Raw genomic sequence first — 14,873 nt, forward strand, 5'->3', positions numbered from 1 at the left:
GCTCCTTCACAGCCAGGCGCCGAGCGCGGGAGCGGCCGCGGTGAGCGGGCCGGCGTCCCGTCCGGTCAGGTACGCGGCGATCTCGTGCGGCTCGCCGGCGACCAGGGCGGGCTCGCCGTCGCCCGGCAGCTCCCAGGTGCCGCCGCCGGACGCCCGCAGGACCACGGCCGGGCCCGGGGACGCGGCGCGCTTGGCCACCACGTCGTCGCACAGGGCGGTGAGGAAGTCCGGCGGGAGGTCGGCGAAGGACGTGCCGTTCGCCAGGTCGACGGCGTGCACGTACACCTCGCGGGAGCGCATCCACGGCACCTCGGCGGCCGGTACGGTCCGGCCCTGCGCGGTGACGACCTCCGCGTTCCACCGCTCCGCGCCGAGCGCGGCCATCGCCTCCTCCAGCGCGTCCGCCGAGCGGCGCAGCCAGGCGGCCAGCTCGGCGGCGGGCAGGGCACGGCCCCGTTCGATGCCGGCGGCGCGCTCCTCGGGCGAGGCGTACATCGGGGTGGGCTCGCCGGTGGCGGCCCAGTGCACCAGGTTGGACAGCGCCTCGGCGTTGGCGGCGACGTGCGCCGCCACGTGCGCCCTGCTCCAGCCGGGCAGGGCGCTCGGCGCGGCGTACCCGCCGGCGTCGAGGCCGGCGGCCGTCCCGAGCAGCAGCTCGGTGCCGTGCGCGGCCCAGCGGCGGGCGTCGGCGAGCGTGCGGCGCATCAGGACGCCCTCTCCCCGTTCTCCCCGGCCTCCTTGACGACCCGGTTCTCCAGCCGGCCGATGCCCTCGATCTCGGTGACGACGGTCTCGCCGCCGAGGAGGTAGCGCTCGGGCTTGCGGGCGTGGCCGACGCCGCCGGGGGTGCCGGTGGCGATGATGTCGCCCGGGTTCAGGCGGACGATCGTGGAGACGTACTCGACCAGGTCGACCGGGTCGAACAGCAGGTCGCCGGTGGAGTCGGACTGCATCTCCTCGCCGTCCACGGTCAGCCGCACGTCCAGCGCCGGCCGGACCCCGCCGGGCAGCTCGTCGGGGGTGACGAGGTACGGGCCGACGGGCGTGGTGGAGTCCCACATCTTGCCCTGGAGCCACTCGCGGGTGCGGAACTGCCAGTCCCGGCAGGTGATGTCGTTCAGGACGGTGAAGCCCGCGATGGCCCGCTCGGCGTCCGCGCCGCGGGCCCGGCGCGCGGGCGCGCCGATGACGGCGGCCAGCTCGACCTCCCAGTCGAAGCGGTCGGTCTCCGCGGGCCGCACGATGTCGTCGCCCGCGCCGATCAGGGCGTCGGCGAACTTGGCGAACAGCGTGGGGTGCTCCGGCAGGTCCCGGCCCATCTCCTGGATGTGGTTGCGGTAGTTGAGGCCGACGCACACCACCTTGGACGGGGCGGGCACCACGGGCGCGAAGTCGGCCCCGTCCACCGGGTACGTCGCCGCGTCCGCCGGGGTGGCGGCCGCCGCCCGCCCGGCCCATCCCTCCTCGGCGAGCAGGGCCCCCAGGTCGGGGACGCCGAGGTCGACCAGGACGTCACCGTCGAGCCGTACGGCCCGGGTGGTGCCGCCGATACGGAGGGTGGCGAGCTTCATCGGGTGGTTCCTTCCACATGCGTGCGGTCGAGCCGCAGGGCTTCGAAGACGGGGGCGTCGCTGAACCGGAACAGGTCCAGGGCGCCGGAGTCGGAGTCGCTACCGCCGGCCTCGGAACGGACCGACAGCGGCTGCCAGGAGGGGACGGCGAACAGGTCGCCGCGCGTCACCGACCAGCTGGTCTCGCCGACCGTGACGCGGCCGGAGCCGTCGAAGACCTGGTAGACGGACGAGCCCGTCTCGCGTACCGGCGCGGCCTCGGCGCCGCGCGCGATCCGGTGCATCTCGGCGCGGACGGTCGGCAGCACGTCGGCGCCGGTCGCCGGGTCGGTGAACCGCACGGCGGCGTGGCCGGGCTCCACGGTGCCGGCGTACCCCTCGGCCTCCAAGGCGAGCTGGTCGGCGAGGGCGCGGTCGGTGTGCTCCCAGCGGTACGCGAGCAGCGGCGAGCCGGGGCCGGTCGCGCCGGCGGACACCGGCCGCAGGCCGGGGTGGCCCCAGAGGCGCTCGGCGCGCGAGCGGTCCGGGGTGGTCCGCTCGGCGTCGCTGATCTCGTCCCGGCCGAACTCGAAGAACTGCGCTTCGGTGGCGTACTGGAACGGGATGTCCAGCCCGTCGATCCAGGCCATCGGCTCGGCGGTGGCGTTGTGGTGGGCGTGCCAGTTCCAGCCCGCCTGCGGGAGGAAGTCGCCGCGCCGCATCGCGACCGGGTCGCGGCCGACGACCGTCCACACGCCCTCGCCCTCGACGACGAAGCGGAAGGCGTGCTGGGTGTGGCGGTGCTCCGGGGCGTCCTCGCCGGGCATGAGGTACTGGATGGCCGCCCACAGCGTCGGGGTGGCGAACGGCCGGCCGCCGAGCGAGGGGTTGGCGAGCGCGATGGCCCGGCGCTCGCCGCCGCGGCCGACGGGGACCAGCTCGCCGGCCTCGGCCGCCAGCTCCCGCAGCCGGTCCCAGCGCCACAGGTGCGGTACGGCGCGCGAGCGCGGGTGGGCCGGCATCAGGTCGCCGATCTCGGTCCACAGCGGGACGAGCAGCTCCCGTTCGAAGCCCCGGTAGAGCCGTTCGAGGGCCGGGGTGACCTCGGGCTGCCCCGCCGCGGCGACGGCCTGGAGCCGGACCGGGGAACCCGTGGCGACGTCTTGGGCGATGGAGGACTGAGTCACACCCCACACTCTGCCCCGTGTCCCCCAGGGAGAACATGTAGATTCTGGAGAGCAGAACCGAGGGGGCACCACCATGGACAAGCCGCTCAAGACGCCGCCGCCCTACCCGATCGCCAGCGTGGACCACGCGCTGCGTACGGCGACCATCCTGCAGATGGAGGGCGGCGCGACCGTGTCGCAGATCGCCGAGCGGCTGGGCGTCGCCAGATCGACCGCCCACCGGCTCCTGGCGATGCTCGTCTACCGCGACTTCGCCGTACAGGACGACGACCGCGTCTACCGCGCCGGGCCGGTGCTGGAACTCGCCGCGCACTCCCAGTCCCTCGTGTCGCGGCTGCGCGCGGCGGCCCTCCCCCACCTGCACCGGCTCGTCGATCTGCTGGACGAGACCGCGAACCTGACCGTGCGCACCGGGGACACCGCCCGGTTCATCGCCAGCGTCGAGTGCCGGCAGGCCCTGCGGGTCGGCTCCCGGGAGGGCATGGTGTTCCCGGCCCACCGCACGACGGCGGGCCTCCTCCTGCTCGCCGACCTCACCGGTGACGAGCTGGAGGAGGTCTACGCCGCCGAGCGCTACCTCGACCGCCCGGCCGACCGGCCCGACCTCGACCGGCTGCGGGCGGAGCTGAAGCGGCTGCGCCGCAACGGGTTCGCCGTCAACAAGGAGCGTTCGGAACGCGGCCTCGTCGCCGTCGGCGTCCCCGTACGCGACCGGGACGGCACCGCGCTCGCCGGGCTGTCGGTCTCGATGCCCAGCGTGCGCTACGACCCGCACCGCCTCCGGTCCCTGGTCGCGGCCCTGAACGCCACCGCACGCGCCCTGGAGGAGGACCTCGCCGGCCGCGGGTCCTAGCCGGCCTGGGCGGCGATCTGGATCAGGTTGCCGCAGGTGTCGTCGAGCACGGCCGCGGTCACCGGGCCCATCTCCACGGGCTCCTGGGTGAAGCGGACGCCGAGGCCGCGCAGCCGGTCGTACTCGGCCTTGACGTCGTCGACGGCGAACGAGGCGGCCGGGATGCCGTCGGCGACCAGCGCCTCCTTGAACGGCTTCACCGCCGGGTGCCCGCTGGGTTCGAGCAGCAGCTCGGTGCCGTCGGGGTCCTGCGCGGAGACGACGGTCAGCCACCGGTCCTCACCGACCGGGACGTCGTGCTTCTTCACGAATCCCAGCACGTCGGTGTAGAACCGCTCCGCCTTCGCCTGGTCGTCGACGAACACGCTCGTCAGGTGGATCCTCATGTCGGACTCTCGTCTCTGTCGGGTTCACCGGGTCGCTCGGGCTCACCGGACCTGGTGAGCCACCGCTCGACGATCGGTTCGAGCGGACCGGTGTCGATGTAATGGAACTTGTAGCGGCCCTCGCGCCTGGTCTCGATCAGGCCGGCGCTCTCCAGGACGTCGAGGTGCTGCGAGATCGCCTGCCGCGACGAGCCGAGCCCGTGCCTGGTCGTCAGGCGGGTGCAGATCTCGAAGAGCGTCTGGCCGTTCCGGTCGGTCAGCTCGTCCAGGATGGTGCGCCGCGTGGGGTCGGCCAGGGCCTTGAACACGTCTCCCACGTACGCAACGTTATGCAAGTCGCCGCTTGCCTGTCAAGCAAGGTCGAGGTGCGGGCCGGGATCACCGGTCGCGTGGCCGCCCCCGGCCCGGGCGGTCACCGGGGCGGACCAGGGTGTCTCCCTGGTGCGGTACGGCGGCCGTCCGGGCGAGTCTGGGCGCGTCGGCATCCACGCCCATGACGAGGTGTTCCCTGTGAACGAGGCAGCCAAATCCGATCGGCCGCTCGACGGAGCCGTCGCGCTCGTCACCGGCGCCGGCGGCGGGATCGGCGCCGCGGCCGCGCGCCGCCTGGCCCGCGAGGGCGCGGCGGTCGCCCTGGTCGCCCGCCGCCGCGACCGCCTGGACCGGGTCGCGGACGGCATCGCGCGGTCGGGCGGGTACGCCGTCGCGGTGGAGGCCGACCTCACCGAGCCGGAACGCGCCGACGACGCGGTGCAGGACGCGCTGGACCGGCTCGGGCGCCTGGACATCCTGGTCAACAGTGCGGGGATCATGCTGCTCAACCCGGCGCTGCACGCCACCGTCGAGGAGTGGGACCGGATGGTGTCGCTCAACGTGTCGGCGCTGCTGCACGTCACGCACGCCGCCGTCCCGCACCTGATCTACGCGGCGTCGACCTCGCCGCGGCAGGTGGCGGATCTGGTGAACGTCGGCTCCCCGGACGGGCGGGCCGCCCGGCCGGGCGGAAGCGTGCACAGTCTGACCAATTCGGGCCTGAACGCGTTCACCGAATCGCTCCGGCAGGAATTGCTCGGAGAAGGGGTCCGGGTGAGCATCGTGCAATCCGGAAACGTGGACACCGAACCAGCGAACATCGAACCGGCGAACATCGAACCGGCGAACCGCATCGGTGAGTTCACCCGCGAAACGGCACGCCCGCAGATCACCGGAATGGAATCGCTGCGGCCGGAGGACATCGCGGACGCCATCGGCTACATCGTCACCCGGGAACGGCGGATCGCCGTCGGCGAGATGCTGGTGCGCGCCGGCGGCGAGACCCGATAGCCGCGCCGCCGCGCGTTCTCAGGCGCCGGCCCGCGAATCCCCGTCCGGCCGGAGGCGCATCCGGTACCACCGCGGCGAGGACCTGTTCATCGGCCAGCCCAGCCCGGCGGTCTCCGCGGGCCGGACGTCGAGCATCTCCCAGTCCGGGAACGCGGCCTCGACCTCCGCCTGGGACACCCCGCCCATCCGGGCGCGCAGCCGGGTGACGCCGAAGGCGAGCATGAGCAGCGTCGCGCCGGGGTTGGCCAGCGCGGACACGCTCCGCCCCTCGCCCCGCTGCCGCTCGGTGTCGAAACCCTGGAAACAGCCGATGTCGACGAAGAGGTCGAACGTTCCCAGGTCGGCCGGGGACAGGTCCGTCACGTCGCCCACGACATAGGTGACCCCTTCCCCGCCCTTGCGCCGGGCCGCCTCGATCGCGGCCGGCACGTAGTCGACGCCCACCGCCTCCCAGCCCCGGCGGCCGAGTTCCGGGGTGAACTGGCCGCGGCCGCAGCCGAGGTCCAGGGCCCGGCCGAGCGGGCGGGAGCGCTCGGCCTCTTCCCGATCCAGCACGGCGGCGATACTGGGCGCCGCCGCCTTTCCGTAGCGCTCCCAAGGGGTAACGCCGAAGCGATACATACGCGCATAGTTCGTCATTTGCTAAAACCCTCTCATGGCACTTCCCGGATGCCGCACCGGGGTCGGTGAAAGGGAATGCGAACGTCCCGTCCGAAGTGAATCCGCAGGTTGGCATACCCGGCGCGGCCGGGCCCATGAGGCGCTAGCTCGTCCTGTAGTGGTCGGCCACGGCGGTGAAGGCGGCCTTCGGGTCCCAGGGCATGCCGGGATAGGCGGTTCCGCGGCGATCCTCGTGGACCTTGACGATGCCGTAGCTGGCGAGGTCCAGGTCGTCGCGGGGGTCGCCGTCCGGGCGGTGCGGGTGGTCGTAGAGGGCGAACGTGAACACGAACGCGGCGTCCACGCCGCCGGCGTCGAAGACCTCCAGCAGCTCGCGGACGTACGCGGCCTGGCCGGCCTCGTCGCGCGCGTACTCGCCGTCGAGGCGGAGCGGGGCACGGGTGTCCGCGTCGTACTCGACGATCTCCAGGCCGCGGGCGCCCATGTCGGCGGCGCCCCGGAAGCAGGCGGCGCCGAACTCGGTGATCGCGACCGGCCTGCCCTGCGCGACCAGGTCCCGTACCCCGTCGGCGAAGCGGCCGGCGACCTCCGGCGTGCGGTAGAGGTCCACGGAGACGATGTCGAAGAGCGTCCAGTCGACCCGCTCCAGCGGGACCGAGGCGTACGTGACCCTGCCGCCGAACCGCTCGCGGACCAGCGGGACGGCCTTGCCGAGGAAGTCGTTGACGCGCGCGCCGACCTCGGCGACGCGCTCGGGAAGGCCGTCCGGCCGCAGTAGCGCCGCGACCCGTTCGGCGGTGCCCGCGCCGGGCAGGAAGCCCGGCGCCATGAGGCTGAGCTCGGCGCCGGTGACGAACACGACCTCGGCCCCGCTGCGCCGGATCCGTTCGGCGCGCTCGGCGCAGTCGGCGAACAGCGCCAGCATCTCCTCGCCGGTCAGCTCCAGCGGGTAGGGCGAGACCCAGACCTCCAGCCCCAGGCCGGCGGCGCACGCCGCCGCGAACTCGATGCGCTCCGGGTCGCCGCCCATCACGCGGACCGCGGTGCAGTGCAGGTCGTCGCGAATGATCCGCAGCTCCTCCTCGACCGTCTCCGGCTCCCAGGGCTCGTGGCCGATGACTCCCTTGTAGACGAAGCCGGTGTCGTAGCTGATGCCTTTGGCGCGCATGTCCCACCTTCCATTTAAGGTACTTGGCGTACCCTAGTTGCATGCGGGCTAGGGCTGCAAGGAGGATGGGGAGGTACCAGCCGTACCGAAGACGGGATGGGGCGATGGCAGCGGAGCCGGGCAGGACGGCGGGCGGCGGGCAGACGCGGCGGCGCGGGGCGGCCCTCGAAGACGCGATCCTGAGCGCGGCGGTGGACGAGCTCACCGAGTCCGGGTTCGCCGGGCTGACCATGGACCGGGTCGCCGCCCGCGCCGGCACCAACAAGAACGCGATCTACCGCCGCTGGCCCGGCCGCCTCGAACTGGGCATCGCCGCCTACCGCCGGATGGCCACCACGGCGCGGCCGCCCGACACCGGCGAGCTGCGCGGCGACGCCCTGGAGCTGCTGCGCGGCGCCAACCGCCACTGGAGCTCCCCGCTCGGCGCGATCCTGCGCGAGCTGCTCGCCGCGGCCGGCGGCGCCCCGGAACTGCTGGCGCGGCTCCAGGACCAGTCCGGCGACGCCGTGGCCGCCCCCTGGCTGACCATCCTGGGACGCGCCGTCGCGCGCGGCGAGGCGGCCCCCGAAGCGCTGCACCCGCGGGTCGCGACCGTGGCCGTCGTGCTGCTCCGCAACGAGTTCGTCGTGCGCGGCGTCCCCACCGCCCCCGACGACGTCCTGGTCGAGATCGTCGACGAGGTGTACCTGCCCCTGGTACGGCGGCGCGGCCCGGCGGAGGACTGATCGGCGGAGATGGGAACCACCGGGCGGCGTGCCCCGTCTCTCCGTCCATGAACTTCCCGGACGAGGACATCATGACGATCCCGGACACGTGGGCGGAGCACCTGCATCCGCGCCGCGACCTCGGCCCCGTACCGGCGGCCGAGCCCGGCGCGGAGGCCCTCCCCCGCTGGCGGTCCCGGCTGCGCGACGGCCGCGCCGAGATCGAGAAGGTCCTCGCCGTGGTGAAGGACGCCGGGACCGCCGCCGCGGCCCGCGCCTACCTGGACGGCGCCGCCGACCCCCTGGGCGCGGCGGTCGTCGCGCTCGCCGTCCTCTGGCACGACGGTGCCGTGACGGACCCGGACGAGGAGAGGGCCACCGCGCGGTACGCGGAGGTGGTCGACGCGTGGGCGGCGGAGCGCGGCGTCCCCTTCGCCGCGTGCGCGTTCACCGAGCTGCAGGGCATCGCCGTACGGCGCGCCCTTCCGGGCAAGCAGTGGCGGCATGCGCTGCGCGAGGGCCGGGCCGGGGAGATCACCGCCCTGTGGACCGAGGGGCCGCGGGACAAGCCGGACCGGTACCTGCCCGGCTGGCGGGCGGGGCGCCGGATGCGCGCCCTGCTCGCCGCCGCGTCCGACGGCGACTACGCGGCGGCGGTCGAGCGGCTCGCCGCGCTCCGCGCCACCCCGGTCCGGCGGGCGACGGCCGCCTACCTCGTCCCGACCGAGCGGGACTGGGTGGAGCAGTGGTGCCGGGAGCGCCCGAACGACCGCGGCTACGCGGGGAGCGTGTGGGCCATGCGGTTCTGCGCCCTGAGCACTCCGGAGCAGCTCGCGGCGCTGGGCGACGCGGCGGTCCTGACCGGCCAGGCCCTCGAACGCCCGGTGCTGGCCACGATGGCCGTGGCGCTGGGGGACGCGCTCGCCCCGCTGGTCGCCGGGGCGCTCGAAGGCCATGAGGACGTCCCCTTCGACGTGCTGGCCGCGATCCCCGGCGACGCGTCGTTCCGCCTGCTGCTGGAGATCGGCGAGCGGCGCCCCGTGGCGGAGCCGCTACGGGACGCGCTGCGCCGCTACCCGGTGCGGACGCTGCGCCACACCACCCGGCTGTGCTCCAAGGGAGGCCGCGCGGGCGTCACCGCGTACGGCGTGCTCGACGGCTGGGCCCGTACCGAGCCGGACCTGCTCCGCTCCACCGCTCCCGCGCTCACCGCCGGAGGACGGGACCTCGTCGCCGCCGCCCTGGAGAGGGCACGGCCCTTCCCCGAGGCCGCCGCGGACACCCTGCCCAAGGTGCTCGTCGCGCCCGCCTGGACGCGCCGTTCGGAGATCGCCGAGCCGGTCACCGTCCCGGGTCTGAAGGCCCCCGAGGAGGTCGCGATCCACTGGACGGACGGCGCGCACAAGGCCTGGGCCGAGGCCGACATCAGGGAGTGGGTGGGCCACTACGGCGTCAAGCCGGACTGGGACCGGATCTGGCGGCCCGGCGACTGGCGCGACAGCGGGATCGTCCTGCCCCTGGTGTTCGCGCAGGCCCCGCTCGACGTGGCGGAGCCGCTGCTCCCCGACTGGGACACCACCGAGACGCACCGGGTCCCCGGGGCGATCAAACGGACGGTGGCGCGGTTCGGGATGGAGGTCTACCCGCACGTGCTGCGGGGGGCGCGGAACAACTCCCGCATGTTCGGCGAGTTCCTGCTGCCGTACTGCGGCACCGAGGTCGCCGCGCTCATGGCGGACTGGCTCGTGCGGCTCAAGGCCGTCCGGCGGACCGCCGCCGCCTGGCTCGAATGGCACGGCACCGCCGCCGCCCGGATGCTGGTCCCCGCCGCGCTCGGCAAGGCCGGGCCCGCCCGCCAGGCGGCCGAGGCCGCGCTGCGCCACATCGCCTCCGTCCACGGCGACGGGGCGGTGCTGTCCGCCGCCGGCGAGTACGGCGAGCGCGCCGCCGGCGGGCTCCGGACGCTCCTGGCCACCGACCCGCTGGACGTCGTCCCGCCCACCGTCCCGGCCGTACCCGACTGGCTCGACCCCGCCGCGCTCCCCCAGGTGCTGCTGCGCGGCGGGCGGACCCGGCTGCCCGGCGAATCGGTCGTCCACCTGCTCACGATCCTGGCCCTCTCACCGCTCGACCGCCCGCATCCCGGCCTGCGGATCGTGCGCGAGACGTGCGACCCGGCGTCCCTGGCCGCGTTCTCCTGGGCCGTGTTCGCCGCCTGGCGGTCCAACGGCATGCCGTCGCGGAACGGCTGGGCGTTCACCCAGCTGGGCCTGATCGGCGACGACGACGCCGCGCGCCGCCTCACCCCGCTCCTGCGGGAGTGGCCGGGCGAGGGCGGGCACGCCCGCGCCGTCACCGGCCTGGACGTGCTCGCCGCCCTCGGCACCGACACCGCGCTGATGTGCCTCAACCAGATCGCGCAGCGGGTCCGGTACAAGGGGCTGAAGGCCAAGGCCCTCGAACGGATCGGGCAGATCGCCGAGCGGCTCGGCCTCACCACCGACCAGCTCGCGGACCGCCTCGTCCCCACGCTCGACCTGGACGCCGCCGGCGCCCTCACCCTGGACTACGGGCCCCGGACGTTCACCATCACGTTCGACGAGGCGCTCAAGCCGCAGGTGATCGACCAGAACGGCAAGCTCCGCAAGTCGCTCCCCAAGCCCGGCGCGAAGGACGACGCGCAGCTCGCCCCGGCCGCGTACCAGCGGTTCTCCCAGCTCAAGAAGGACGTCCGCGGCATCGCGTCCCACCTCGTCCACCGGCTCGAACGCGCCATGGCCGACCGGCGCCGCTGGACCGCCGGGGAGTTCACCGAGCTGTTCGCCCGGCACCCGCTGACCCGGCAGGTCGCCCGCCGCCTCGTCTGGCTCGCCGACACCGGCGCCGGCACCCGCGCGTTCCGGCTCGCCGAGGACCTCACCCTCGCCGACGCCGCCGACGACGCCTTCGCCCTCCCCGCGGACGCCCGGGTCGGCATCGCGCACCCGCTCGACCTCGGCGACGACCTCGCGGCCTGGGGGCAGGTCTTCGCCGACTACGAGATCGCCCAGCCGTTCCCGCAGCTCACCCGCGAGGCGCACCGCCTCACCGCGGCGGAGCGCGCGGGTTCCCGGCTCGAACGGTTCGAGGGCCTGACCGTGCCGGCCGGCGTGATCCTCGGCCTGACCGGCCGGGGCTGGGAACGCGGCGTTCCGCAGGACGCGGGCATCGAGCACGCCTTCCTGCGCCCCCTGCCCGGCGACCGGTACGCGATCCTCAACCTGGACCCCGGCTTCGTCGCGGCCGACGTCCACGCGTTCGAGGAGCACACCGTCGTCAACGCCTTCGTGTCCGGCGACCGGCACGGCTCGGGCGCCGACGGCACCGCACGGCTCGGCGACCTCGACGAGATCACCGCGTCCGAGCTGCTCCGCGACCTGACCGTCCTCCAGGAGGCCGCCGCCCGGACCTGAACGCGCGCCGTGCGAGCCCGCTACAGCCAGTCGTGGTCGCGGGCGTAGCGGGCCGCATCGTGGCGCGTGCGGGTCTGGGTCTTCTGCATCGCGTTGGAGAGGTAGTTGCGGACGGTGCCCTCCGCCAGGTGGAGCTGGGCGGCGATGTCGGCGACCGAGTAGCCCTCGCGGGTCGCGCGGAGCACGTCGGCCTCGCGGTCGGTGAGCGGGTTGTCGTCGACGAGGGCGAGCGCCGACACGTCCGGGTCGATCCACCGCCGGCCCTCGTGCAGCATCCGGATGACCGACGTGATGTGCGCCGGATCCGCGGACTTGCTGACGAAGCCCTGGACGCCCAGCTTCAGGGCCTTGCGGAGCACTCCGGGCCGGGCGTGCCGGGTCAGCATGAGGACGACCTGGTCCGGCAGGGTACCGCGGATCGCCGCGACGGCGCCGAGACCGTCCACGTCCGGCATCTCCAGGTCGATGACCAGCACGTCGGGCCGGTGCCGCAGGGTGGCTTCGACGGCCTCCGCGCCGTCCGCCGCCTCGGCGAGCACGGTGATCTCGCCTTCGAGCGGCAGCAGCGCCGCCATCGCCTTGCGGAGCAGGGCCTCGTCGTCGGCGAGCACCACGGTGGTCACCGGCCCTCCCCCGCTCCGGTACGGCCGTGCGGGAACGCCGCGGCGGTCAGGAAGCTCCCGCCCTTCTGCTCGACCGTCAGCTCGCCCCCGGCGTCCGCGATCCGCTCCCTGAGGTTGGCGAGGCCCCGGAGCTCCGGGAGCGGGGCCTCCTGGGCGCCGTCGTTGACGATGGTGATGCCCTCCTTCGTGAGCGTGATCCGTACCCGCCCGGCCTGCGCGTGCCGCAGGATGTTGGTCGTCGTCTCCCGGAGGACCTGGCCGAGCAGCTCGTCGGCGCCGCCGCCGGCGCCGGCCTCGCGGTCCACGCGGACGCGGATGCCCGCCGCCTCGAAGAGGTTCTTGGCGTTCTCCAGCTCCGCGGAGAGGTTGAGCCGCCGCTGCGCGTAGGCGAGTTCCTTGGTCCGCGCGATGGTCTCGCCGACGAGGGCGTGGATCTCCCCGAGCTCCTCCTCCGCCCGGCCCGGGTCGGCGCGGACCAGCTTCCGGGCCAGTGCGGCCTTCAGCTTCACCACGTGCAAAGTGTGGCCCTGGATGTCGTGCAGGTCGCCGGCGAAGCGCACGCGCTCGCGGACGACGGCCAGCTCGGCCTGGCGCTCCCGGGACTCCGCCAGCTCCTCGACGAGGTCGTAGTACCACTGGCCGGCGAACATGCCGGCGGTCGACACCGCGGCGACGCCCGCCGGGATGAGGACGTACGAGACCAGGTCGTCGGGCACGTCCTCCCGCGCCACCACCAGCCGCATGGCCCCCACCAGGGGGATGAAGACGATCAGCGCGGCGGCGGCCAAGGCGCGGTGGCGCGGCAGCTTCGGGGCGTAGACGGAGCCCACGACGGAGATGCCGTAGAACGCCGTGAACCCGCCCACCGCCAGCGCACCGGCGACCCACACCGCCGCGGCGACGATCGTGCAGGGCAGGACGACCCGGGAGAAGCCGGTGGGCGTCCAGCACACCACGGCCACCAGCCCCGCGGCCACGCCGAGGCTCAGGACGGCGGCCTCCCACCACGCCCGCGCGTCGATCGCCACCAGCATCGCCCCCACCGGGCCGATGGCCACGACCATCGTGGCGATGTTCAGCGTCTTCAGCCGGCCCCGCACCTCCTCGTAGTGCCCGGACGCCATGCGGGCGCGCGGGCGCGAAGGGCTGGGATCCATATGGTCTCCGGGTGCGAACGGCAGGATGCGGCAAGGTGCGGCAGGATGCGGCAAGGTCGCCTTCCAGTATTCTTCCCGCTCCGCGGCGTCACCAGTGACGCCGTGTCATGCCTTCGCCCAGCGGAACGTCATGCCGAGGTGATGACGTGGCCCCACTGCCGGGCGGGCGCGGCGGCGGCTGGAATCGGTGCCATGTCCTCCACACCCGTCATCGACGTCGATCGTCTGAATCTGAAGTACGGCGACTTCCACGCCGTCCGGGACCTGTCCTTCCAGGTGCGGCCCGGCGAGCTGTACGCGCTCCTCGGCACGAACGGGGCGGGCAAGACCTCGACCCTGGAGACCGTCGAGGGCCACCGCGCGGCCACCTCGGGCACCGTCCGGGTGTTCGGGCGGAGCCCGCGCGACCGCCGCTCCGTCCGGCCCCGGATGGGCGTCATGCTGCAGGAGAGCGGGTTCTCCCCCGACCTGACGGTGCGGGAGTCCGTCCGGCTGATCGGGAAGCTCACCCGGCGCGCCGACACGGTGGAGCGCGTGCTCGGCGTCGTCGATCTCACCCGCAAGGCCGGGACGAGGGTGTCGCAGCTCTCCGGCGGCGAGAAGCGGCGCCTGGACTTCGCCACCGCCGTGTACGGAGCACCCGAGCTGATCTTCCTGGACGAGCCGACCACCGGCCTGGACATCCAGTCCCGTGACCATCTCTGGGACGCCGTCGGCCGGCTGCGCGAGGACGGCTCCACCATCGTCCTCACCACGCACTACCTGGAAGAGGCGCAGCAGCACGCCGACCGCATCGGGCTCATGCACCGGGGCGTCCTCCACCGGGAGGGGACCGTCTCGGAGCTGACGCGGACGCTTCCCGCCACCATCCGCTTCTCCCTCCCGGCGGACGCGCCGGCACCGCCGCTGCGGGCCGCGCGCGAGAGCGACGGGCGCTTCCTCATCGAGACGTTCGACCTGCCGGGGGATCTGTACACCCTCCTCCACTGGGCGCGGCACCACGCCGTGGAACCGGGGGACCTCGAAGCCGGGCCGACCCGGCTCGACGACGTCTTCCGCTCCATCGGCAACGAGTGAACGCCCCTCCTCCTCCAGGAAAGGACTCCCCGTGCTCCCCATCGCTCTCGGCGAGCTGATCCAGATCTTCCGGAACCGGCTGGTGCTGGTCACCAGTCTCGTCATGCCCGCGGCCGTCAGCGCGTACTTCATCTACCAGCACGAGGTCTTCGCGAAGATGGCCAGCCTCGGCTACATCGCGGCGATCATGGTGTTCACGGTGGGGGCGTTCGGGCTCTACGCCACCTCGGTGACGACCCTGGCCTCGCGCCGGCAGAACCTCTTCCTCAAGCGGCTGCGCTCCACCGCGGCCGGCGACGCCGGCATCCTGTCCGGGCTGCTGCTCCCGGTCACCGTCCTCTCGCTGGTGCAGGCGGCCGTGCTGCTGGCCGTGCTGGCCGCGGTCGCCGGCGGGCCGGCCGACGTCGCGCTCCTGGCGGCGGCCGTCCTGTCGATGACGGTCATGATGCTCGGCCTGGGGCTGGCGACGGCGGGGCTGACCAACTCCCCCGAGCACGCGCAGGTGACCACGCTGCCCGTCAGCCTCGGCACCATCGCCGTGGCGAGCTGGGTGGGGATCAGCGGGACGGAGGAACTCGCCCTGCTCAAGCGGCTGCTGCCCGGCGGCTCGGCCACCGAGCTGGCCGTCAACGCCTGGAACGGCGGCGTGCCCGTGGCGGACTCGCTGCCCCTGCTGGCGCCCACGCTCGCCTGGGTCGCCGTCTCCGTCGCGCTGGCCTCCCGGCTCTTCCGCTGGGAACCGCGCCGGTGACGCTTCCCCCGGCCCCGTCCC

15 protein-coding genes are annotated in these 14,873 nt (G+C 74.1%); 6 read left to right on the top strand and 9 right to left on the bottom strand.

Translation table 11 applies throughout. The annotated features are described in order from the left end of the window. Positions 1 to 6: 6 nt before the first annotated feature. From AB0881_RS12790 to AB0881_RS12800, 3 genes are read right to left on the bottom strand one after another with little or no spacing between them, the layout of a single operon-like run. Positions 7 to 705, bottom strand: a complete 699-nt coding sequence (locus AB0881_RS12790; RefSeq protein WP_366616669.1) for a maleylpyruvate isomerase family mycothiol-dependent enzyme — start codon at positions 703 to 705, stop codon at positions 7 to 9. Continuing rightward, on the bottom strand, positions 705 to 1,571 hold the full coding sequence (locus AB0881_RS12795) for a fumarylacetoacetate hydrolase family protein (protein WP_366616670.1): 867 nt from the start codon (positions 1,569 to 1,571) through the stop codon (positions 705 to 707). The genes AB0881_RS12790 and AB0881_RS12795 overlap by 1 nt, the downstream gene beginning before the upstream one ends. Next, the gene (locus AB0881_RS12800; RefSeq protein ID WP_366616671.1) at positions 1,568 to 2,737 is read right to left on the bottom strand and encodes a cupin domain-containing protein; all 1,170 of its coding nucleotides are present in this window, start codon (positions 2,735 to 2,737) and stop codon (positions 1,568 to 1,570) included. Before AB0881_RS12800 ends, AB0881_RS12795 begins: the two co-directional genes overlap by 4 nt. 73 nt (positions 2,738 to 2,810) lie before the next feature. Here AB0881_RS12800 and AB0881_RS12805 point away from each other — a divergent pair, with 73 nt between their 5' ends. Continuing rightward, positions 2,811 to 3,590, top strand: a complete 780-nt coding sequence (locus tag AB0881_RS12805; RefSeq protein WP_366616672.1) for an IclR family transcriptional regulator — start codon at positions 2,811 to 2,813, stop codon at positions 3,588 to 3,590. Here AB0881_RS12805 and AB0881_RS12810 read toward each other — a convergent pair. Both AB0881_RS12810 and AB0881_RS12815 read right to left on the bottom strand, forming a co-directional pair. After that, positions 3,587 to 3,976: a VOC family protein gene (locus AB0881_RS12810; RefSeq protein ID WP_366616673.1), complete on the bottom strand. Its 390-nt coding sequence runs from the start codon at positions 3,974 to 3,976 to the stop codon at positions 3,587 to 3,589. The genes AB0881_RS12805 and AB0881_RS12810 overlap by 4 nt on opposite strands. Further along, a complete protein-coding gene (locus AB0881_RS12815) occupies positions 3,973 to 4,293 on the bottom strand; it encodes a metalloregulator ArsR/SmtB family transcription factor (RefSeq protein ID WP_366616674.1) in 321 nt (106 codons plus the stop codon). Before AB0881_RS12815 ends, AB0881_RS12810 begins: the two co-directional genes overlap by 4 nt. A 193-nt stretch (positions 4,294 to 4,486) precedes the next feature. Between AB0881_RS12815 and AB0881_RS12820 the strand changes: the two genes are divergently transcribed. Next, on the top strand, positions 4,487 to 5,299 hold the full coding sequence (locus tag AB0881_RS12820) for an SDR family NAD(P)-dependent oxidoreductase (protein WP_366616676.1): 813 nt from the start codon (positions 4,487 to 4,489) through the stop codon (positions 5,297 to 5,299). Between the two features lie 18 nt (positions 5,300 to 5,317). On the opposite strand, the gene AB0881_RS12825 is transcribed toward AB0881_RS12820, so the two are convergent. After that, complete coding sequence (locus AB0881_RS12825; protein ID WP_366616678.1) at positions 5,318 to 5,920, bottom strand: class I SAM-dependent methyltransferase; 603 nt, start codon at positions 5,918 to 5,920, stop codon at positions 5,318 to 5,320. A gap of 142 nt (positions 5,921 to 6,062) precedes the next feature. Then, positions 6,063 to 7,088: a hypothetical protein gene (locus AB0881_RS12830; RefSeq protein WP_366616679.1), complete on the bottom strand. Its 1,026-nt coding sequence runs from the start codon at positions 7,086 to 7,088 to the stop codon at positions 6,063 to 6,065. A gap of 104 nt (positions 7,089 to 7,192) precedes the next feature. Between AB0881_RS12830 and AB0881_RS12835 the strand changes: the two genes are divergently transcribed. Together AB0881_RS12835 and AB0881_RS12840 are read left to right on the top strand one after the other, a co-directional pair. After that, a complete protein-coding gene (locus tag AB0881_RS12835; protein ID WP_366616680.1) occupies positions 7,193 to 7,813 on the top strand; it encodes a TetR/AcrR family transcriptional regulator in 621 nt (206 codons plus the stop codon). Positions 7,814 to 7,860: 47 nt separating this feature from the next. Then, positions 7,861 to 11,244: a DUF4132 domain-containing protein gene (locus AB0881_RS12840; protein ID WP_366616681.1), complete on the top strand. Its 3,384-nt coding sequence runs from the start codon at positions 7,861 to 7,863 to the stop codon at positions 11,242 to 11,244. 20 nt (positions 11,245 to 11,264) lie between these two features. Here AB0881_RS12840 and AB0881_RS12845 read toward each other — a convergent pair whose 3' ends face one another. Further along, on the bottom strand, positions 11,265 to 11,867 hold the full coding sequence (locus tag AB0881_RS12845) for a response regulator transcription factor (RefSeq protein WP_366616683.1): 603 nt from the start codon (positions 11,865 to 11,867) through the stop codon (positions 11,265 to 11,267). Further along, on the bottom strand, positions 11,864 to 13,024 hold the full coding sequence (locus tag AB0881_RS12850; protein WP_366616685.1) for a histidine kinase: 1,161 nt from the start codon (positions 13,022 to 13,024) through the stop codon (positions 11,864 to 11,866). The genes AB0881_RS12845 and AB0881_RS12850 overlap by 4 nt, the downstream gene beginning before the upstream one ends. A gap of 192 nt (positions 13,025 to 13,216) precedes the next feature. Here AB0881_RS12850 and AB0881_RS12855 point away from each other — a divergent pair, with 192 nt between their 5' ends. Together AB0881_RS12855 and AB0881_RS12860 are read left to right on the top strand one after the other, a co-directional pair. After that, on the top strand, positions 13,217 to 14,101 hold the full coding sequence (locus tag AB0881_RS12855; protein ID WP_366616686.1) for an ABC transporter ATP-binding protein: 885 nt from the start codon (positions 13,217 to 13,219) through the stop codon (positions 14,099 to 14,101). A 31-nt stretch (positions 14,102 to 14,132) separates the two neighbouring features. Beyond that, on the top strand, positions 14,133 to 14,852 hold the full coding sequence (locus AB0881_RS12860) for an ABC transporter permease (RefSeq protein ID WP_366616688.1): 720 nt from the start codon (positions 14,133 to 14,135) through the stop codon (positions 14,850 to 14,852). Positions 14,853 to 14,873: the final 21 nt, after the last annotated feature.

This window comes from Spirillospora sp. NPDC029432 (genome assembly GCF_040703975.1).
In the GTDB taxonomy this organism is placed as follows: domain Bacteria; phylum Actinomycetota; class Actinomycetes; order Streptosporangiales; family Streptosporangiaceae; genus Spirillospora.

Coding starts and splice junctions, on each gene's coding strand:
- AB0881_RS12790 (WP_366616669.1), bottom strand. CDS start 705: ATGCGCCGCACGCTCGCCGACGCCCGCCGCTGGGCCGCGCACGGCACC.
- AB0881_RS12795 (WP_366616670.1), bottom strand. CDS start 1,571: ATGAAGCTCGCCACCCTCCGTATCGGCGGCACCACCCGGGCCGTACGG.
- AB0881_RS12805 (WP_366616672.1), top strand. CDS start 2,811: ATGGACAAGCCGCTCAAGACGCCGCCGCCCTACCCGATCGCCAGCGTG.
- AB0881_RS12810 (WP_366616673.1), bottom strand. CDS start 3,976: ATGAGGATCCACCTGACGAGCGTGTTCGTCGACGACCAGGCGAAGGCG.
- AB0881_RS12825 (WP_366616678.1), bottom strand. CDS start 5,920: ATGTATCGCTTCGGCGTTACCCCTTGGGAGCGCTACGGAAAGGCGGCG.
- AB0881_RS12830 (WP_366616679.1), bottom strand. CDS start 7,088: ATGCGCGCCAAAGGCATCAGCTACGACACCGGCTTCGTCTACAAGGGA.
- AB0881_RS12835 (WP_366616680.1), top strand. CDS start 7,193: ATGGCAGCGGAGCCGGGCAGGACGGCGGGCGGCGGGCAGACGCGGCGG.
- AB0881_RS12840 (WP_366616681.1), top strand. CDS start 7,861: ATGAACTTCCCGGACGAGGACATCATGACGATCCCGGACACGTGGGCG.
- AB0881_RS12850 (WP_366616685.1), bottom strand. CDS start 13,024: ATGGATCCCAGCCCTTCGCGCCCGCGCGCCCGCATGGCGTCCGGGCAC.
- AB0881_RS12855 (WP_366616686.1), top strand. CDS start 13,217: ATGTCCTCCACACCCGTCATCGACGTCGATCGTCTGAATCTGAAGTAC.